Origin of the sequence: Anaerosporobacter mobilis DSM 15930 (assembly GCF_900142955.1) — a bacterium.
In the GTDB taxonomy this organism is placed as follows: domain Bacteria; phylum Bacillota; class Clostridia; order Lachnospirales; family Lachnospiraceae; genus Anaerosporobacter; species Anaerosporobacter mobilis.
Window position 1 is genome coordinate 45725 of sequence record NZ_FRCP01000024.1, and the last position, 21462, is coordinate 67186.

Consider the following 21462-nt stretch of genomic DNA (forward strand, 5'->3'; position numbering starts at 1 on the left):
AGAGGAAAAGGATATGAATATTAGTAAAACAATGGAAGATGCGATAAGTAGTAATAACATTTTTGGTATTAGAAGTTCATTCTATACAATAGTTCTTTCGGATCCAGGATTTGCAACAGGTAGATTTGAAAAAACATTAGAATACGTCAAAAGTAAAAATATTCAAGGGCTTATAGATGAACATAATAATAAAGATTTTCTTGAAGAAAGTGATTGGAATGAAGAGTATTGTTCTCTTCTTGCATCTGAATTACAAGAAAATTTTTCCCTTGAACGAATTGAACATCTAATTAAAGTCAGTAAACAGGTGTTTAAGACGGCTGAAGCACCTGTTAATAAAGAGACATTCAAAAACAATGATACGAATCAAAAGGTAAATATAGACACTGATGATTCAGATAAATATGCGTGGATTAAAGGAATATTAGTTGTTGTAGGAATCATTGCATTTATCAGATGGATATTTAAGGAGTAGGTAAAAATGAAAATAAGTAAAACATTGGAAAATGCTATTGAAGCAAAAGACTTAAGTAGAATATATAGTTCCTTTTATACAATTGCGCTTGCCGATCCAAGCTTTTCAACAGGAAAATTCAGGAACACATTAGAATATGTAAAGTCACTTAATATTCCAGGGTTTATGCAACCTTATTCTGGTGGAGTATTACAGGATACAGATTGGTCAGAAGAGTATTGGGGAATCGTTGCATCAGAGCTTATGGATAATTTTTGTGAGGAGCGCATCAATCACTTGGAAAGGGTTGGAAAAACGGTATATAAGACAGTGTATTCTTCAAATGTTAATAAATCTACATTGAATGACAACGTAAAAAAAAAGAAGACGACGGCATCCAATGGGGAGAAGAATACCAGTATTCAACCAGTGTTACTGGGAGCAGTAGTTCTAGTAATAGTTCTACTAGTGATTTTAATGATCGTAAAAAACAATTAAAGAATTCAGCAAGGTTAAAAGGTGAGAACAAGAATAATGATTTCTATAATAATTTAAAAAATTTATCGAACTTGGAGGGAAACGTATGATGAAAGACTCATTAGAAGTAAGAAAAAATGATGAGTTATTAGAAGCGTTATCTAACGCAGATAGTATTGTTATGAAGAAGTATATGAATGATATTGCGAATTATCCTATTAAGAAGATGGAAGATGATTTTACAAAGATGGATATCAATAGCACTGTCAGATTCAATAAAATTGAGAAGCTTGTATTTGATTCAGAAGAAGATAATCAAGATAAATTAATGAATGTATATAATTCAGTTGCCTTATGTGGGGGCTCAGTATTTAATGCAATTGTTTCTGATGGTAAAACAGTTGAATACTACATTGGTACGAAAAGCAATTCTTTGAATGAAATTGCTACTTGTCAAGCGACAATGGTGGGAACATTCGAAGGAAATTTTCCAGGTTCAAAATTAACTTTACAAAAAAAAGCGGCAGTGGATGAGGTTATTAAGAATACATTTGATTCCACCTACGAAAATAAAAATAGAGTTGTAAGTGTTGTTAGTGGGATTCCAAGCTTAAGAAGAGAGGATGGAACTAAAGAAAGTTTTATTCAAGGAATTGAAAAGGTAATTGATTCTATGAAGGGAAAGAAATTTGCCTTAATTACCATATCTGATCCAATTTCAATTGAGAGAATGAATGAAATACGAGAAAATTATGAAGTGCTATATTCACAGTTATCTCCATTTGCAACCACATCTTTAACGTATTCAGAATCTGATAGTAATGCAGTGGCAGAGACAATAACTGATGGAATTACTAAGACTGTTGGTAGCAGCCTTTCGAATACAATTACTAATTCATCTAGTTCTACTAATGGTACAAATGAAGCAACGACATCCACTTTAAGTTTAACTCCTTTTGGTATAGGTGGATCAATTGGAAAAACAACAGGCACTTCTTCAAGTAATACAAAACAAAATGGAACTTCTATAGGAGACACCAAAACAGAATCACTATCTGATTCACGCACTACTGGAAAAACTGATACATATACGAATACAAGCGGACGCACATTGCAAATCAATTTAGAAAACAGACGAGTATCGAATGTATTAAAGAAGATTGAAAAACAGATAGAACGAATTGAAGATTCTGTTGATGTTGGCTTATGGAACACAGCTACCTACTGTATTGCTGACGATTCCCAAACAAGTAAAATGTTAGCTGGATCAATGGAATCACTTTGTAGAGGTGAAAAAAGCAGCATTGAAAGTTTCGCAATTGGAACATGGAGTGATAATTATAAAGCAGGTAATGTCATTGGTTATTTAAAGAAGATGTCACATCCAGTTTTAGAAATGCATATGGGAAATTCTCATTTTGATATTAATCCAACCTCATTAATAAATGGTAAAGAGCTAGTGATTGAAGCGGGATTGCCACAAAAAAGTATTAGTGGTGTTCCGGTAAGTGAAATGGTTTCCTTCTCAAGAAATATATATATGGAAGAACAAGAAGATAGTAAGCAATTAAAACTGGGAAACATTTATCACATGGGTAGTGTTGAAGATACGTCAGTTTCGTTAAACCTTGAGAGTTTATCTGCTCATACATTAATTACTGGTTCCACAGGCTCAGGAAAATCCAATACAGTATATCAGATGCTTACGCAGTTGCAAAAAGAAGGTATTAAGTTCTTAGTAATCGAACCTGCTAAAGGAGAATATAAACATGTATTTGGTAATATGCCAAACGTTAATGTGTATGGAACGAATGATAAGTGTAGTGAATTATTGAGAATTAATCCATTTGCATTCCCAGAGTTTATTCATGTATTAGAACATGTAGATAGGCTGATCGAGATATTTAATGTATGTTGGCCAATGTATGCAGCTATGCCGGCAGTATTAAAAGATGCAGTATTACGTGCTTATGAAAATTGTGGGTGGGATCTTGAAAGATCAGAGAATATATATGGAAATAGTACATATCCAACATTTATGGACTTACAATTAGAACTTGTAGCTGTAATTAATAATTCAGCATACTCAGAAGAAGTGAAGGGCAATTATATTGGGTCACTTGCGACTCGTATTAAGTCTTTGACAAATGGTATTAATGGACAAATGTTTGTTGAAAGAGAGATTCCTTCTAGTAAGTTATTTGATGAAAATACGATTGTTGATCTTAGTAGAGTTGGATCTTTGGAAACAAAATCTTTAATTATGGGAATTTTAGTAATGAAACTGAATGAATATAGAATGTCAGAAGCAAATGGTCGTATGAATCAACCATTTAAGCACATTACTGTTTTAGAAGAAGCACATAATATACTCAAGAATTCATCTAATAATATGGGTGGAGCAGAAGGTAGTAATATATCTGGTAAATCAGTTGAGATGTTATCCAATTCCATTGCAGAGGTAAGAACATATGGGGAAGGATTTATTATTGTAGATCAGTCACCAAGTGCCATTGATATTTCAGCCATTAGAAATACCAATACGAAGATTATAATGAGATTACCTGAAGAAGTTGATAGACAGCAGGCAGGTAAAGCATCAGCACTAAAAGAAAAACAAATTCCTGAACTAGCTAAATTGCCAAGAGGTGTTGCTGTTGTATACCAAAATAATTGGCTTGATCCGGTTCTTTGTAAAGTACACAAAGCAAATGTTGATGAAGATAATTATGTATATCAACCAAATACGAAAAGAGAGACCTCAAGGGTTCGTAATCTAAAGAAACAGTTATTATCAATGTTAATGAAGAATCGCGTAGATGAAATGATTGATTATTCAATTGATGAGGTGGAACAGTCATTAGATGAGTTACAAATGGCTACACAATATAAAATTATTCTTAGAAAAACAGTTGAAGATTTAAAAATAGGTATTGAACCTGAAATTTGTAAAGATACAGCATTCGTTAAACTATCGGCCATCGTTACTGAAATCCTTGGTTGTGTAAATCATATTGATAAATTTGCTCAGTTCGGTGATAATTTCGATTTACTTCAACAAGAACTTATACGAGAAATCAATAGAAATGTCGATGAATTAAGTAAGAAAGTACAGTTAGCAATATCGCAGTGTATTATGCGTAGCCTTGTTCAGAGCCATGAGAATCAGGTAGAACTTTATGCTGGGTGGAGAGAGTTTGTCATTCAAGAGCGTAAAATGGTATAGGGGGTGGAAGTATGCTTGAAGCTTTATCAACAGTAAGAGAGACAATGGAAAGCACAAAAACATCGTTTCTTAATATGCTAAAGAATTTGGATAAGCCATTGAAATCTGTCGAAAACATTGATTCCAATGAAAACATTGAAAGTTCTTTAAGTGAACTAGACAAACCATTAAACAATAGTGCAGATGCTAACCTTGGGGACAAGGTTAGCTATGATGATAATGGTAATCCGTTTAAAGATCAGAATGGACTTCTACCGAATACAACCTATTTCGTTAATGGATATGAATATAAAACAGATCATCTTGGGAGAATTATTTCATCTTCAGGAGAAATACATCTTACAGATCGAACGGATAGAAAAACAATTAATGAATCAATCTCCAATATAGGTAAAGGAGATGAACGCTTAACAGATGCGAGAGGTCATTTAATTGCAGACCGATTTGATGGAAGCAATAAAATTGAGAATCTTGTTCCTATGGATGCAACACTGAATAATGGTGATTATAAAGCAATGGAAAATAAATTGGCAGATGCGGTTAAAGATGGTAAAGAGACTACTCTCAAAGTTGAGCCGATATATGAAGGTGATTCACACCGCCCAAGTACATTCCTCGCTACATATTCCATTGATGGTGTAGAATCAGTGATGTTTTATAGAAATGGAGGTAATTCATAATGAATGATAATGAAATGTTTCAATATATATGGGATAATATTAGCGATTTAATCCCTTCAAAATGGGAAAGTGTAGTTTTCTATGCAGAATATGGTCAAGAATCGTTTTCTATGGAGTACTTCGTTGAACAAGAGAAAGGTAGCTATAAGAAATGTTTTCAGCTAGATAATATTGATAGAAAAATTATGCTTGAGCGATTTTTAAATATAGATAAATACATTAACCATATTAGAAATCAATTAGCCAACAAAGAAAAATGGTCTAATATGACACTTAGAATTAGTAATAGTGGCGAAATTAAAGCAGATTACGATTATTCAGATTTAGCAGAACAGGCCTATGAGCATAAGAAGAGATGGGAAGAACGATATTTGATATAAATATTTCTTGAGGTGAGACACATGATACAGATGATCATAGGTATTGTTGTAATAGTATGCATTATAGGAATTATAAGTTTTGTACTGTCGATTATTCGGGGGATATTGAAATTCTTATGGGATAATATAGGCGTTATAATTACCCTTATAGTTATAGGCGGAGTCTTTATGTATTTTAAGCAGGCTGAACAGCCGCTTGCATTTTTGGGTAATAGCGTAAATAATATAAAAAATGGGATTTGGTCATTTGTATATGAGAATACAATTTTTAATGGTATATGGATACATCTTCTTATTATGCTTTGTACATGGATTATTGTCTCCTTGGTATTCTCTATATTCACTGGAAATAGTAGTAGAATGTTAATTACAAGTGCTTGTTCCATTGTTGCATTAGTAACTGCTTTAGCATTGCGAACAGATGAGTTTGGAACCTTTGGCTTGTTTTTAGAAATGATCTTATCTGTGAGTATATTACGGATATATTGTATTAATATAAGAAAAAAGATTGGTTTGGTTGATGAAATAGAAGAAGTACTTTTACATATAGAGAAAGATACTTTACAGGTTGCAGTCTTAACGATAGTTAGTGTTTCTCAATTCGTTATTAAGAATGCCAACTCCTTTTTTAATACCCATATTCCATATTTCTGGGTGACAGAAGTTATAATTCTATATATTCTTATTAAAGAATTAAAATGGTACTATCATACGTTCAGGGGATATTGGTTTTTGAAAAAATATATGAAGAAAGCACAACTTTTTCATTATGAAGATTTTAGCAAAAGTGAACAACTTGATTATCTTAATAATCAAGAAGAGTACATTACATCCGTCATTAATTTATTAATTAGAAAGAAATGTATGTACTTATTACCTATGGGGAATAGATTATATATGAATCGAAGTTTATATAGATATTTTGAAAAATCTATAACGCTTAATAAAACTTCAAAAGAAATAGCAGATAGGATGAATATAGATTTAAAACAATATTCATTTGATGATATTTATAAACTAATGTTTTATATGGTTAAAGGATTTGAAATGGATTTTAAGGAAAATAAAGATGTAAAAGCGAAAAAGATTGCACAAGGTGATGTTAGTACAGTTGAATTCTCTAATATGAGATATTCTATTGAAAAACATCCTGTTTTATTAGAAGATGAAGAAATTAGAGAGAAATATATTGCCGCTTTAAACTATCTTGTAAGGAATAATAACATAAATAATGAATTATGGGATGTGAAACTTGCTGAGTTTTGTAAAGTATTTGCTGTACCACCAACAATTGCTTATGAAGGAAAAGAAGCTGTTGAATTTTTTTCTAAGGTTATCAAGAAAAGGGAGGGATTGTTGAAAATAGTAAAAAAAGACTATAGCTACTTATTACTATTGGAATCAGTTTATTTTGAAAACTTGCTTAGCAATAATCCACTTTCATATCAAAAAATTGAAGATAACTTTGAAACATTACGAATTAAGAGGATACATCGAGATTTTATCTATAAATACATAAAGCATATGTATTTAGAAGGAGAAATTGACAAGGCGGAATGTCTATTAGAAAACACAATTGAGTTTAATAGTACAATTAAGTTTAATTGTAGAGAAGTTCTTGAATATGTCCACTATAATGTCATGAATGATGAGAGATATGTAATTTTACCGCAGTATCATGTGGCAGTTTGTGCAACTATGAGTGCTGGTAAATCAACATTTATTAATGCATTACTTGGTATGGATTTTATACCAGCTAAGAATGAGGCATGTACGGCAAAAGTAACGACTATTAGAAATAATGATAACATTAATAAATTAATTGGTTATTATGTTAGAAAGGATGGTAGTAAAGTATATTCCAATTCTATTGATGGCAGTGTGTTAGAAAAGTGGAATGGGGATGCTGATGTGGAAGAAACGATTTTAGAGGGTAATATGGAAGAAATTAGTTGTGATAAGGGGATATTAGTAATGCATGATACTCCGGGAACGAATAATTCTGCAGATACAAGCCATCATGATAAAACAATAGAGTTCTTAAAGAGTAATGATTCTAATCTTATTATCTACCTTATAAATGCAGAATATATCTCAGCAAAGGATTCTGAAATATTATTGAAGGAAATTCAAGAAATTCATAAGAATCGAAAGACACAGTTTGTTTTTGCTTTAAATAAAATAGATTGTTTTGATGACGGTGGAGATGAATCTTTAATTGACATTATGCAACGATTAAAAGAACAATTAGTTGATTATGGTTTTGTTAATCCAAGCATATTCCCAATGTCAGCAAATGCAGCAAGATTGTTCAAGCTTGTTATTAAGGGAAAAGAATTATCCAGAAGAGAAAAAAGAAATCTTAGGAATTTGTTTGAATATTTTTCTTCAATGAATGCTATGGATGCGATTCTTAATGTTAATACTTCTATGTTAAAAAAGGTGTTAGAAAGCAAGGAAATTAAAAATGATCGAGTGATTACTATTGATGACGATGAATACTCCTATGCACAAATAATAAAAGCATTGCATAATACTGGTGTACCAGCCTTAGAAGCATGGTTATCACAATGTATTGATTGAATGTAATAATCGTTTGGTGAATGAATACATGGTAATATAAAAGATTTTAGATAACTTTATCTTAATTCTGTGATAGTGAAGTTAATAAGGAAAGCAATTTGGTAATATGTCAATAACTTACGTTATGGTGAACTGTATCATAAGTAGGGGGAGGGGTTACTGATTTTGGAAATGTATCAATGGCAGATTAATGAGAAAGTAAAAGGTGCAAGTTCCTGTGATACAACAATAATGATTAGGATTGAATCGAGAGATTCAATCTTTTTTGGTTTGTGCACCTTAAGCGTGGAGGTCTCACAGCGGTTTCATTAGCCGAGTAACAACAACTGTGAGAAGTTAGCCGAACCCATAGTAGTGAAGAAGCTTCTGTAATGGAAGTGGATATCTAATAAGCAATCACAGAGGTATTCGGCATTTGTCGGGTGCCTTTTTGACTGGAAAAAACACTTGTAATGTAGTAGTATATATTTGTATGGATGTTACAGATTTGTAAAAAAAAACAAGGAATTGAGGTGTTACATATGGCAAGTGAACTACAACCATTGTCGTTATTATTTCAGAATAGATTATTTCGTATTCCGGATTATCAGAGAGGCTATGCCTGGCAGCAATCACAGCTGGCAGATTTTTGGGATGATTTAATAAACCTACAAGAAGGAAGATATCATTATACAGGACTGCTCTCGTTAAAACCACTTAAGCAAAACGAGGTAGATAGTTGGGGAACGGATATCTGGTTGGTGAAGAAAGGGTTTAAACCTTGCCACATTGTTGACGGTCAACAAAGATTGACAACATTTATTATTCTTTTGAATGAAATAGTGGAGTTTGTTCGTTCATTGGAAGAAAATAAAGGTAAAACAGATGAGAGTATTATACTTGGTGATGATACCCTGGCAGAAGTTGTTACAAAATATATCTGTAAACATAGACCTTCAAATAACCAGATTATAACTTACTTATTTGGCTATGAAGTCGACAATCCAAGTGCGGAATATCTCCGTCATAAGATTTTTAATGAACCATGTTCAGGAAGCATACATGAAACCTACTATACAAAAAATCTTAAATTTGCAAAAGTATTTTTTAGAGAAAATCTTGAAGCATTATATGTGGAAGAACATATGGAAGGCATTAATAAGTTGTATCTAAAACTTACCTTAAGTCTGATGTTCAATATTCATGAAATCGATGATGATTACGATGTATTTATAGCATTTGAGACGATGAACAACCGTGGAAAAAAACTAACAAATCTGGAACTGTTGAAAAACAGACTCATTTATTTAACTACTCTTTATTCGGAAACAAAATTTGATGAATTAGATAAAGCTAATTTAAGAGGACAGATAAATGATGCGTGGAAAGAGGTTTATTATCAGTTGGGAAGAAACGAGAATGTTCCTCTATCGGATGATGATTTTTTGAGAGCACATTGGATCAGTTACTTTTCGTATTCTCGTAAAAAAGGTGACGATTACATTCAATTTTTGTTAAATAAGTTTTCTGCGAAAAACATTTTTGAAAAGAAAACAGTAGCAGTTGAACAGATTAATCAGTCTTTAGATACTAGTATCGATTACAGTTTAGATGATGAAAATGAACTGGATTCTTCTGAACCAGAAGTAATGGAAGTATTAAAATTGGAACCGAATGAGATATCAGAGTATGTTAATAGTTTAAAGGATATGGCTAAATACTGGTATGACACATTCTTTCCAAGTCAAAGTGAAAATCTAAATGCCGAAGAGAAACTGTGGGTGGATAGATTGAACAGGGTTGGTATTGGGCATTTTAGACCACTTGTAATGGTAATTATTAGTCGTAGGGATCTTGAAGCAGAAAAGAGAATAGAAATTTTCAAAGAAATCGAGAGATTTATATTTATTTGTTTCCGACTTGGTTATCTGAATGCAACATACAAGAGTAGTGAATACTATCGTGCTGCACGTAGCATTTATCTGAGACAGATGAATATTGATGATTTGATTGAGGACATCACAGTATCTACCAACATTAATATTGAATATGCTCTGCAAAATTTTGTGACAAAGATAGAAAAACATTTTGATGATATGGGTGGTTTTTATTATTGGAATTCCATCAAGTATTTTCTATTTGAATATGAGTTGCAATTGGCCAAGAAGAATAACTTGGACAAGGTGAGTTGGGGAATGTTTACAAAAACAGAAAAGGATAAAATTACAATTGAACATATCCTTCCACAGACTCCTACTAAGTATTATTGGAGGAATCAGTTTAGACAGTTTGATGATGATGAGATAGCAACTCTTTCATGCGCCTTAGGTAACCTTTTACCATTATCACAAAGTATTAATTCTTCACTGCAGAATGATAGTTTTTATGATAAAAAAACATCTAAGGCTGAAGGAAGAAGAGGATATGAGAATGGATCTCATTCAGAGATAGAGGTATCAAAGGAAACAGATTGGACAGCAGAACGGATTTATAATCGTAGCAAAAAGCTGTTAGAGTTTATGGAGAACAGGTGGCAGTTTAGTTTTACTAAAGAGCAGATGGAGGATTTAATTTATGTTTCTTTTGCAGTTGATGGAAGAGTAATCCCTGCTGAATTGCCTGAGCCAGTATCTGGTGCTAGTTTAGATGAAGAATCAACTTTAAGTGATTCGGCTTCATATTCTGGAGAAGGACTGGGAACACAGCAGCAGATGTTCTGGTCAAAATTTGTAGAGTACTGCATACAAGAAGGACGTGGAGAAGATATAGCATTGAGAAAACCACTTGCACAGAATTGGTATGACATTTCTGTTAGTGATGCAGATTTCCATTTGTCATTTACAATTACGAGAGGAAAGTATCTTTCATTGGTTATCTATGCTTATAACCATGAAGCATTTACGAGGCTTGAAAGTAAGAAAGCAACTATAGAGGAAGTGTTTGGTAACAAGTTAGATTGGTACTCAAGTAAGAAAGATAGTGTTGCAAAGAGAATTATATATAAATATGAATGTGAGATATTTAATCCAAAGAAGCAAACTGAAATTTTTTCTTGGATGATAGATAAATATGATGAACTTTGTTATGCGCTTACGGTGGCGGGAGAACTAGACGAAGTTTAGGGTGTACCGTCAATTAAGTGTAGAGAATTATAATAGTAAAGAGGTAAATAATAAAGTAAAAAACAGTAAAACTCTCCGTCATTTATGATACGGTGAACCTTATCATAAATAAGGAGAGATTTACAGTTATAGTAAGTAAAAAGTGAAGTAATTGGAAGAAGTGATTGATAATGAGCCGATATATCTTGAGTATTGAGATATATTGGTTTTTTAGTTGAATTAATAGAGTCTAGTGCAAAAATGGAGTTATAGCATATGATACGGCTATATCATTAATAAACGGATAGAAAGGTAAAAATTAAGACACATCACAGGCAGTGCAAAATCTGCTAAGTCAGAATGAGTTGTGGAACTTATCTTTGAAATATGGTTATATAAATAAGGAGAGAACTTAGGGGAAACCTACTTGGGTTATAACAATGCTCAGTCTATGGAAAGGTTCTTCGTTAAATCGAAAGATTTTCTTCTGTTTTCTCTTGCGTAAGGTTATAATAAAAAGGACTAAGCAACAGCGAGTTGCTTGAATTGTGTAGAAATAAATATATAATTGGAGATGAGGCAAGGGAATGCAGACAAAAGATGTTATTGTTCGATTGAGAACGGAGAGAGGAATGACACAGGATGAGCTTGCTCAAAAAGTCTTTGTTACTAGACAAGCTGTTTCTCGTTGGGAATTAGGTGAGACCGTTCCAAATGTTGAGACACTGAAGCTTTTATCAGTTTTATTTAATGTATCAATCAATACCTTGTTGGGTTCGCCTAAGAGACTCGTTTGTCAATGTTGTGGCATGCCACTCGACGAGTTGTCATTTAGTAGAGATAAAGAAGGAATTGTTGATGAGAACTATTGTAAGTGGTGCTATAAAGATGGTGAATACATTTATACCAATCTTACAGAGCTAATTGATTTTTTAGTTGAGCATAGAACCAATACTGGAGTGTCACCAGAGGAAGATCGTGTTTTTCTAGAATCGCAGCTTCCAAAGCTTAATTATTGGAAGAATAAGAGAAAACTGACTAGTACAAATGTTGAAAACTGAGGGGTTTAGGGAGAAGATACGCTTTAATATTCTAAAAATAAAAATCTATAACGTCTATATCTAACAATAGAAAAAAGTTAAAGAAGCAACATGTATGTTTGCGAATATTTGCTGTGAGGAAAAGGTAGCGGAATGGAGATTGCTATGAATAAAACATGGTTGATGGAAGTAGCAGATAACCCGATTAAGCATAATCTTGGTATGAAGAAGGATGATTTCGATCTTCTGCTTGAGAATGAGGAAGTATTAAGCTGGTTTTCACGTTTAGAAGAACGAGCAAGAAATCACCATATCGGTGATGTTCATGGAAGTCATGATTATAGAATGGAGAATATACTAGGTAAATGTTCTATATTAGGGTTATCAAAGAAAGATGAGCCATTTGCAAAGTGTATGTCATTTATCATGGATTTTTTGGAGCAACAGGTTCAACAAGAGCCATGCGATGAATTGAATTATGCGAAGCTATATCACTATCGAGATTACGAGAAGGTACTATGCTGTTATCTGCCGTTTATTGGATACCATGAGGAACCTGTGGTTCAATACATAGTAAAACAAAGGATCAAAATTATTTACAATTTTACAAAAGAGAAACGCTATGATATCTATGATACAGAGTCGATATTTCCAGGGGTAAAAAAAGAGTGGCGGCCATATATTATTAGGCAATCACTGTATGCGGATGGTAACATTGCACTTCCTGATATGCATGACGTTATACTGTTTGCTGGAATGTACACATATCTTTCGAAAACAGAGAAGGATAAAGTAGAGAGTATAATTGAGTGGTTTTTTGGTGTGGGATATCAGAATATTATCAAACGTTATGGGTATTTTTATGTTCCTAATGATCGATACAATGCGAAAGCAATTATATTCAAACCTTATTTGGTGGATTTGCAACACATGGACGTCAATAGTATCGATAAAGGTGATTTCACATCATTGGTGTTCCAGGTATTAATGCTAGCACATTTTCGAACAGCAAGAGAATCTTTATGGTTTCAACTCGCAATGGATTATCTAGACACGTTTCGATGTGAGAATGGCCATTATATATTTCCTACCTATTTGATTACTGAAAAGCAGGATTGTTATGTAATCAAGGGTGGTCATATGAATGTTGGTGAAAATAAGAAGAAGAAACTGTATCGTGAGATTGTCTCAACTTATTGGATGGAGAAAATAGATCAAGTGATTCAGGAAAGGGGGATGTAGTAGAGCATAGACGTTAAGAGTTTATGATGTTATTTCATAATACTACTACAAAATGTAATGGCGAAGAATAGTAATGCAAACTCAATCCGCCTGGTGGAGAGTTTGAAAAAGAATGTATCTGAGAAAGTTGCGAAGGAGTTCGAGGATCAATATCCTTTATCTGCAAGTGCAAATATTCAAAAGAAATATGAATGGGCGAACAATGCTTGTATATTCTTAGAAGAACATTGTGATTCGGATACGATACGAAAAATAAGAGAAGGTTGTAAATGCAATGATGGAAAATCTATTGCCAATAAAATGAAAAAATATCTTAAGAATGCAGATAGTATTGAGGCATTTGTTCTAGCCTTTAGTCAAAATGAAACATTTGCAGCACTTGAGTATATTGCTGAGAATAAGATACATTTTTGTTATCCTGAATGTTATTGTTCATGTGTAAAACATGTGCCAAAGGAACTATCAAAAACTTGGTGTTATTGTACGGTGGGGAATGCCAAAGGAGTTTTTGAAGAATTGTTTGAGAAGCAAGTTAAGATTACATTACTTGAAAGTATTAAGAGTGGTGCAAGTCGATGTGTAATGGAAGTTGAATGGTAAAAAGATTTTATGAGACAAGTTTTTCTGTTTAAAGCTTAGAAACGTGTCTCTTTTTTTATATAAGCTTGTTTTAGGAGCTTTTACCTAGATTTATCATTTACTAAATGAAAACTCCACTTTAATCTGATGCAGTGAACCGTACCATAAATAGGGGTGAGTTTTACTGAAATTGGATAAGATAGGAGTATGATGTAAGGAAAATGTTTGTAGATAAGCTGATATTTCTAATATTGTGAGATATATAAGATAGAACATGCGCAGAGTATTGTGGAGAGTTTGGGTGGAAGTATGGAAGCTATTGCAGAGTATTTTGCGTAGTTCTTAAAAGAGTAATTTGGGTGCACATAATTGTAATTTGAAGGAAGTAACTTTGTTAGTTACGAATGAAAATAATGAAAGTTTTATTACGATTACAGTAGTAATAGTGATTATTATAGTAATAATAAGTAACGTGAAGTTTACCAAAGAATATTTTAGAGAAGAAGGTAGCGTATGAAAACAAGAACAGAATTAATTAATGATATAAATGAATGTAAGGTAGGCTATGGAGAATTAGCCTTTTGGTGGCTTGGTCAGATGGGATATGCTATAAAGATAGATCAGACGATTCTCTATATTGACGCATATTTAGAAGATAGTAATACAAGGAGTATACCTACATTATTAAATCCAAGTGAGGTAACAAATGCAGATATTATATTAGGTACTCATGACCACGTTGATCATATTGATCGTTCATCGTGGAATCAAATGTCTAAAAGTTCTCCAAATGCTAAATTTATTACCCCAAGTATACTCCTTCCCTCTTTAGCTAAGGATTTAGAGATAGAAGAAGAACGATTTATTGGTCTGAATGATGGAGTATGTGTTAATTTAAATGGAATTTCCATTAGAGGAATTGCTTCAGCACATGAAGCATTAAATCAAGATAAGAGAACAGGTGAATATCCTTGTCTAGGATATATAATTGAGGGAAATGGGGTAAAGATCTATCATGCAGGCGATACCTGTATTTACCCAGAATTATACAAAAAATTAAGGGAAAATAGTCATTTTAGTGCAATCTTTCTACCCATTAACGGTAGAGACGCAAAACGATTAGAAAACAATATTATTGGAAATATGACCTATCAGGAAGCTACGGATTTGGCGGGTTATATAGAACCGGATCTGGTAGTTCCAGGGCATTATGAGATGTTTCCGGGGAATAGTGAGAATCCAGAATTATTTACAAGTTATCTTAGGGTTAAATATCCACATTTGAAGGCTTGGGTTGGAGAACATGGAGAAAGGGTTATCTTAACGTAAAAATCTTAGAACCAAAGAGGCATTAGAGTGTGCAAAACTTACTTTGTTTAAGGGGCAAATACAGTTGGGCAGTTTGGCTTTGACTATTTAAATGTAAATTGTTTATGTATAAAAGAGGATTCATCAGATTAAGTAATGAAGTAAAAAACAGTAAAACTTTCCTTTAGACACGATACGGTGAACCGTACAGTCGGAGTAATTATATTGTAAAAGATTATAGATATCTTTATTTCGTTATCTCGCATTTTGTAATAAAATAAATATTAACGTAAAGTATTGCTAATTTTTTGTTTTTACATTATTATGGAGTTCTAACTATTGAAAATTATTGTAAGGTACGAGGATGATGAAAAAAATTTATATAGTGTTTATTGCGTCAAATTTTAAATCAGGAAAATTAATTCGGTTTTTCACAAGAGGAAGATATAATCATGTAGCATTTTCACATGAACCATATATATCTGAGATTTATTCGTTTGCTAGATATAATTATTATGAATCCCTTCTTGGAGGGTTTGGTCCAGAGTATTCGAATCGTTACTTATGCCAGGGAAAAGATATCGATATAAAGATCTGTCAGTATGAAGTAACTGATGAACATTACAAAAGGATTAAGGAAAAGCTTGATTATTATGGAAAAACTAAGACAAGGTATAATATTTTGTCTGTTTTAACGTACCCATTGAAGAAACAGGTGGAACTTCCGGATACCCATACGTGTATTAGCTTTATGTTAGAGTTATTAGAGTTAAACAATAATATCACCATTAATAAATTAGAAACGATGCTATCTAAGAGTGTTATATATGAAGGAAATTTAAGTAATCGATTATCATACGTAGCAGCTCTAGATGAAGATGAATTTTTTGTTCGAAAAAAGCGGCTTCACGTATGGAGAAAAAACTGTTTTTATTATTATTGGTTATTTGCTACATTGGTTAGATTACATATTTAGTAATGTTCTACCGCTGTTACCTTATTACAAATTCTGTGATAGTTAAGTCAATAAGGAAAGCAATAAGTAATATATCAATAACTAATATGAAATGATTTAATTTTTATATGCTATACGGAAAGAAAAACTTATATATATTTGGCGGAGGAGATAAATATGCAAGTAGGAGATAAAATAGTATTTGGCAATCACGATTGGCGAGTACTTGATATTAAAACCGATAGAGCCTTAATTATAACTGAACGTATTATAGAACAATGTCCTTACCATGAAGCTTATACAGATATTACATGGGCTGACTGCTCGTTACGAGAATATCTTAACGGGGAATTTTATAACACCTTCGCTACAGTTGACAAATCAAGAATAATTCCGGTGTTAAATAAAAATCTTAACAATCAGTGGTATGGTACAGACGGCGGAGTAGATACGAGGGACAGCATATTTTTACTAAGCCTTGATGAAGTGTGCAGATATTTCGGTGATAGCACTGAAAAATTGTACAACAAGGGAAAGAATCAAAGATATTGGTTTGAAAGAAAAGATGAAAACAACAGTAAGCGATTAGCAAGACTTCAGGGTTCAGAATGGTGTTGGTGGTGGTGGCTTCGGTCTCCCGGTCGAGTTAATATTAAGGCCGCGTACATCTGGGGAACTGACGGTACTATCGGTATTCAAGGAAACAACATATTGAAAGGCAACATCAGCGATGGAAAATGTACAGGTGGCGTCCGTCCCGCTTTGTGGCTGAAGCTATAATAAAAAAAATACAGAGCTTATATCAAGGTTAAAACGGTAACCAAGATATCAGCTCTTTTTCTGTCTAAAGGAAGGAGATAAGAACGAAGATAATTAGAATTCTGTTATGTAAGGATTGACATATATGACTGTACTTATGTTATTAATTGTGGAAAATTAAGGAATTGTATAATATAATACTACTAAGCCATATTTACTGACTATATCTACCAGGAGGTTAATCAATGATTTTATCAAAATCCATAGACTTTCTGCTTGAAAATGCTGGCGATGTTATCAAATATCGCTTACATAAAGAAATACTCAAAGATCTAAACAAAGTGGAAGAAGAAAATCTGCTTGAAAAGGTTTTTCAGACACCTTATTACAAACTTGTTGAAAGCTATGTAAAACCAAATGGGTATATTGGTAGCGGTATGCATAGTTGGAGCAACTGGCGTGGCATGGTATTGCACGAAACACCGTTGCAGGACGGAGAGGCAGCAGCGCGGCTTTTATCAAACTATGCGATACCAAAGAACAAGCAAATCATAATAAATTTTATTGCAGCTCTTAGAAATGATGAAATACTAAAAGAGGAATTTTCTTATATTTCACCTGAAATAGCTCGTTTTCGAGATAGATATTTAGGGATAAACAGTGGATATTCAATTTCATTGCTTAATTATACTTGTCAAGCACTTCTTGGATATGGCGATGATGATGAGGTAAGAGCATTTACAGAAACCTCATATAATGCTTTTGAAAGCGTGTTACACATAAGCGCACTTTCGGATATTACAAAGACAAGAGCAAATTCGGGTAAAAAATATAACTACCCATATATTGAGCAAGATATGTATTTCCCTTGCCAGTATCACTTGGAAACCCTAGCACACACTACAACTTGGCGAAATGATAAACATATAGAAACAATAGCAAATGCAATTAATCATTTGTGTGAAATTATGGAAGATGATAATTTGTTGCATGTCAAAATTGGTAATAAGTATTATGCTCCTTGCTGGGCTTATGTACGACCCTTCAAAGTATTCACGAATGAAGTGGCAACTGAGGTAGCTTTGCGAAAAACGCTTACTCACCTTGCTATGGTGGGTGGTGATAAGATTGATGTTGTTTGCCAGTCGGCTGATGTAGTCAAAACGGCACTTGAGAAAGATGGTGTTTTGCGTGTGAAATTTGATACTCCATATCACAAGAAATGTTTTAAGCAAAACATGAGCATACCCAGTCCATACAGCGAAATATCACTTGAGACAAGCCATAAATCAGATATACAAATATGGTGCGATTTAACTTTTTGGGCGGTGCAATTTTTACATATTCTCAACCGAGGATTATGAGGATACTATGAAGTTATCAACTTCAGTCTGCACTTATGGTGCAATATAGATTTAATTGCTGAGTTCTTAGTGGATAGTAAGAGTAATTAATATAATTGAATTAAGTAAGCCTTTACTCTTGACTCTTCCTTTGGGGAATCCTTTATACTAAGTTTATCCCTGATAAATTAGAAAAGAGGTAAAAACAGATGAACAACCTAATCAAAATCAAAGATGTGTCAAGCAAATATGACATTACAGCCCGTACACTGCGTTACTATGAGGACATGGGATTGTTGTCAAGCACCCGAAGTGATGACTACGCATATAGAATGTACGATGAAAACGCTGTTAGGAAACTTGAACAAATACTCATATTACGCAAGTTGAATATCAGCATAAAAGACATTCAGCGTATTTTCAACACTTCCGGTTCCGATGTAGTTTTAGAAGTGCTGGGGAAAAAAGTACATAGCATAGACGACGAGGTTGCGCTTTTGCATGAGTTAAAAGAAATCATAATGGACTTTATACGCGAAATCGAACAAGTGAACTTTGCAGACAACTCCGACATAAAACTGCTGTATAACAAGGCTAAAGAGATAGAAACACAGTTGATAAGCGTTGACTATATCGGCAAGCCCTCCAATATTAACCGTTTGATTGAAATTACGGAAAAATTAGATAAGAAAATTCCAGATATAATGGTTGTCAGGATACCAGAATTTAAAGCGGTAACGTGCGGTATCCAATCGTGGGGGGATATGTTCAAAGAAGGTGGATATATGAACCAGTTGTGGCAGTATTGTCATTTGTATAAGAGTGTGATTTTCGATTGTTTTGATTTTTTACTGTCTAAAAATGACGAAGCTGAATGGATATGTGCCGTTAAAGATGGTGTAACCAATGCGGATGTAAGTCCTTTTAAATTGTTCGATTTTCCAGGAGGCTTGTACGCTATGGCAGTCAGTATTGACGAAGATAACGAGAGCATACGCAAAGTGGAAGATAAAGTTCTAAGGTGGATTGAAAGCACTAATTTTGAGCTTGACAAAAGCCGCAATGTTATGTTCAATATGCCTTATTTATATGAAGCCGGAAGAGATATTGCCTATCAAGACATAGATAAGGGACTTGGCTATAAACAAATGCAAAGATATCTTCCCATTAAGCTAAAAGAAGGAATATAAATGATGCTCATGGTGACGAAGACAACCCTGAGTCAATCGTTTTGCGTATCACCTTACGGAAGGAATGATAACTGATAACGACAGAAAATACGGTGAATGGCAGTATGAAGTTGACTTTACGAAGAAAGAAGTGAAATAATTGAGAAAGACACTCAAAGATATGGCAAAACATTTAAAGAATGTTATTACGTCAGAAATACCTGTAACATATGAAATTAATCCGATGTTTAAAAATATTTCGAACGAGGAAGAAATTCGGGAAGGAGTTCTTGCGTTCAGAAACTTTTTGTATCATCTTTGCGATGTTTTGATTGTTGAAGGTGATTCGTATGACAATCATAAAAAGAATGCTCATGAATTTGATGACCGCGTTACTATTTCGGTATATTTTCCATTCCTGCACAATTTGAAATGCTTATTACTGAATATAGGTTTTCATGGTGTACTAACAGAAAACGCTGGGTCCCTTACCGCTTATAACAATATATTCGATACGAAAATCCCTGTTTCAAAAAGCATTGATTGCTTGCGATTCTTGACTGCTTGCGGCATATTGATTGACGGTATAGACTTGAATGATAAAAAACCGGATTTATTAAAAGCTGAAAGAATAAGAATATCGTATCCTGATAATCCTGCTATGTTGACGGGCTTGAAGGTAATGGCTATAGCAGAGATGGAATTTGGTAGAAACGCGAACAATTCGAAGGTCAATAAGTCTAATACAATCAGTTATTGCCGCTTCTCCGATATTTTATTGCGATGTGATTACAGAGTATTGGAAAACAATAAAATCGACGATGTTATTTCTACAATAAAAGATACGATGAACCCTTTGTCTGCCAATGTGCAAGATTTTATATTGCAGCTACATCAACGGTATTTGGATAAAAGGCTTAAATGCAATGTGGAAATAAAAGATTTATGGATAAAGATTACATATTCTTATAAAAGTAAAGAGATATGGGGAATTAATGTATCACTTAATAATGGTTATCAGATAAACATCAAAGCGAAAAATACGGATAAATACGCTGATACCATTGAAAAATTTCCTTCATTGATACAAGAAATGATTGAAAGCGGTTATGGCTGTGGAATAAAAAGAGGGATAAGCGATCATTGTAATGGAGGTTGCCAAGGGTTTCGTTTTTCACTAGATGACTCAATCATTGATCTAAGAAATGCTATCGAAACTTGGCTTGATACGGAATTGTCTTTTGTATAGTCTTACAATGCCTGTTACCAAAATATATTTATAGGGTTGAATAAATCAAGGAAAGAAAAATCAGACACCACAGCGCCAGTAATTACAGTATACCGACTCTGTGGTGTTCTTCCTAGGTGTATTTAAGTACGCGTTTATTCAAATCAAACTATTGGTATAGAATTCAACTTAATTATGTAATAGGAACTGTTCAAGTTTACTTTGTGAGATTTTGTTGTCTTTGAAGATTCCAATGTGATGAATATCACTGCTTCTATCAAGGAACATAGGATAGAGAAAACCAAATTCAGGATTACCTGGCTCATAGTCTCCAATTAGTGGACATATAGCGCATATTAGATATTCGTATACCTCTTCGGATTCTCCAAGACGCTCTTTATCAGCTGCCTTTATTGGAATATCATATCGATCGTGAAAGACAAAGATTGCATAATCATTCTCTGCTTGATATTCTTTGGCAATGATTTCATAGAACGTATCCATTAGTGCGTCATTTTTCAGGCCGCAGGATCTCATCTCATGAAGTATCTTCCACATACTACCATTATTGTTCTTATTATTGGTAAAAGGGTATTCTTTTAACTTCTCATTGGTATCAGAAAAGGGAATCGTTTTGGCAATCCTTAAATTTTTTTGTTTGTCTTTTGCCGTAAGTTTTAGAAAGTTTGTATTGAAAGTTCCATCAATATAGCCTTCGGAATCAATATAGCTTCCTGCAATTCTTGTAATAGATGTTCGACTTATTGTCATTCTTCTAGTAAGTTCTAGCATATCTTCTCTGTTTATCATAGGTACACCTCCCCAAGTTCATAAAGATTATAACATATATGAGGGTGGAATAATACCCAAAGAAATTAAAGGAAACTGTTTGTTCAACATGTGAAGCATTAGCTTTAGGTTCTCCATTCGCAATAAAACATTCTACTAAGAGATTTTGA

18 protein-coding genes are annotated in these 21462 nt (G+C 33.3%); 17 read left to right on the top strand and 1 reads right to left on the bottom strand.

All coding sequences use genetic code 11. The features are described 5' to 3' along the window. Positions 1 to 13 precede the first annotated feature (13 nt). From BUB90_RS20530 to BUB90_RS20605, 17 genes are all read left to right on the top strand, one after another. Entirely contained in the window at positions 14 to 475 is a 462-nt protein-coding gene (locus BUB90_RS20530; RefSeq protein ID WP_139241827.1) for a hypothetical protein, read from the top strand. Positions 476 to 481: 6 nt separating this feature from the next. Then, a complete protein-coding gene (locus BUB90_RS20535; RefSeq protein WP_073290982.1) occupies positions 482 to 952 on the top strand; it encodes a hypothetical protein in 471 nt (156 codons plus the stop codon). Positions 953 to 1037: 85 nt separating this feature from the next. Further along, positions 1038 to 4157 (top strand): ATP-binding protein, encoded by a 3120-nt coding sequence (locus tag BUB90_RS20540; protein ID WP_084139406.1) that lies wholly within the window; start codon positions 1038 to 1040, stop codon positions 4155 to 4157. A gap of 11 nt (positions 4158 to 4168) precedes the next feature. Continuing rightward, positions 4169 to 4837: a DNA/RNA non-specific endonuclease gene (locus tag BUB90_RS20545; RefSeq protein WP_073290984.1), complete on the top strand. Its 669-nt coding sequence runs from the start codon at positions 4169 to 4171 to the stop codon at positions 4835 to 4837. Beyond that, on the top strand, positions 4837 to 5217 hold the full coding sequence (locus BUB90_RS20550) for an immunity protein YezG family protein (RefSeq protein ID WP_073290986.1): 381 nt from the start codon (positions 4837 to 4839) through the stop codon (positions 5215 to 5217). Before BUB90_RS20545 ends, BUB90_RS20550 begins: the two co-directional genes overlap by 1 nt. A 168-nt stretch (positions 5218 to 5385) precedes the next feature. Then, positions 5386 to 7800: a dynamin family protein gene (locus BUB90_RS20555; RefSeq protein WP_073290988.1), complete on the top strand. Its 2415-nt coding sequence runs from the start codon at positions 5386 to 5388 to the stop codon at positions 7798 to 7800. A gap of 521 nt (positions 7801 to 8321) precedes the next feature. Further along, the gene (locus BUB90_RS20560) at positions 8322 to 10901 is read left to right on the top strand and encodes a DUF4268 domain-containing protein (protein WP_073290990.1); all 2580 of its coding nucleotides are present in this window, start codon (positions 8322 to 8324) and stop codon (positions 10899 to 10901) included. A gap of 566 nt (positions 10902 to 11467) precedes the next feature. After that, positions 11468 to 11941, top strand: a complete 474-nt coding sequence (locus BUB90_RS20565; RefSeq protein ID WP_073290992.1) for a zinc ribbon domain-containing protein — start codon at positions 11468 to 11470, stop codon at positions 11939 to 11941. Positions 11942 to 12085: 144 nt separating this feature from the next. Next, positions 12086 to 13162 carry a hypothetical protein gene (locus BUB90_RS20570; protein ID WP_139241828.1) on the top strand — a complete coding sequence of 359 codons (1077 nt, stop codon included), beginning with the start codon at positions 12086 to 12088 and terminating at the stop codon, positions 13160 to 13162. Between the two features lie 102 nt (positions 13163 to 13264). Then, complete coding sequence (locus tag BUB90_RS20575; protein ID WP_073290996.1) at positions 13265 to 13762, top strand: DUF6144 family protein; 498 nt, start codon at positions 13265 to 13267, stop codon at positions 13760 to 13762. A 370-nt stretch (positions 13763 to 14132) separates the two neighbouring features. Further along, complete coding sequence (locus BUB90_RS24170) at positions 14133 to 14258, top strand: hypothetical protein (RefSeq protein WP_278277317.1); 126 nt, start codon at positions 14133 to 14135, stop codon at positions 14256 to 14258. Beyond that, a complete protein-coding gene (locus BUB90_RS20580) occupies positions 14255 to 15070 on the top strand; it encodes an MBL fold metallo-hydrolase (protein WP_073290999.1) in 816 nt (271 codons plus the stop codon). Before BUB90_RS24170 ends, BUB90_RS20580 begins: the two co-directional genes overlap by 4 nt. Positions 15071 to 15416: 346 nt before the next feature. Next, a complete protein-coding gene (locus tag BUB90_RS20585; protein ID WP_073291056.1) occupies positions 15417 to 16025 on the top strand; it encodes a hypothetical protein in 609 nt (202 codons plus the stop codon). Positions 16026 to 16181: 156 nt separating this feature from the next. Next, entirely contained in the window at positions 16182 to 16784 is a 603-nt protein-coding gene (locus tag BUB90_RS20590; protein ID WP_073291001.1) for a DUF6273 domain-containing protein, read from the top strand. A 224-nt stretch (positions 16785 to 17008) separates the two neighbouring features. Beyond that, positions 17009 to 18127, top strand: a complete 1119-nt coding sequence (locus BUB90_RS20595; protein WP_073291003.1) for a hypothetical protein — start codon at positions 17009 to 17011, stop codon at positions 18125 to 18127. Between the two features lie 188 nt (positions 18128 to 18315). Continuing rightward, entirely contained in the window at positions 18316 to 19296 is a 981-nt protein-coding gene (locus tag BUB90_RS20600) for a helix-turn-helix domain-containing protein (protein WP_073291005.1), read from the top strand. A 160-nt stretch (positions 19297 to 19456) separates the two neighbouring features. Beyond that, positions 19457 to 20524, top strand: a complete 1068-nt coding sequence (locus tag BUB90_RS20605; RefSeq protein WP_139241829.1) for a hypothetical protein — start codon at positions 19457 to 19459, stop codon at positions 20522 to 20524. Between the two features lie 168 nt (positions 20525 to 20692). Here the strand turns inward: BUB90_RS20605 and BUB90_RS20610 are convergent, their stop codons facing one another. Beyond that, entirely contained in the window at positions 20693 to 21313 is a 621-nt protein-coding gene (locus BUB90_RS20610) for a DUF4317 family protein (RefSeq protein WP_073291009.1), read from the bottom strand. Positions 21314 to 21462 lie beyond the last annotated feature (149 nt).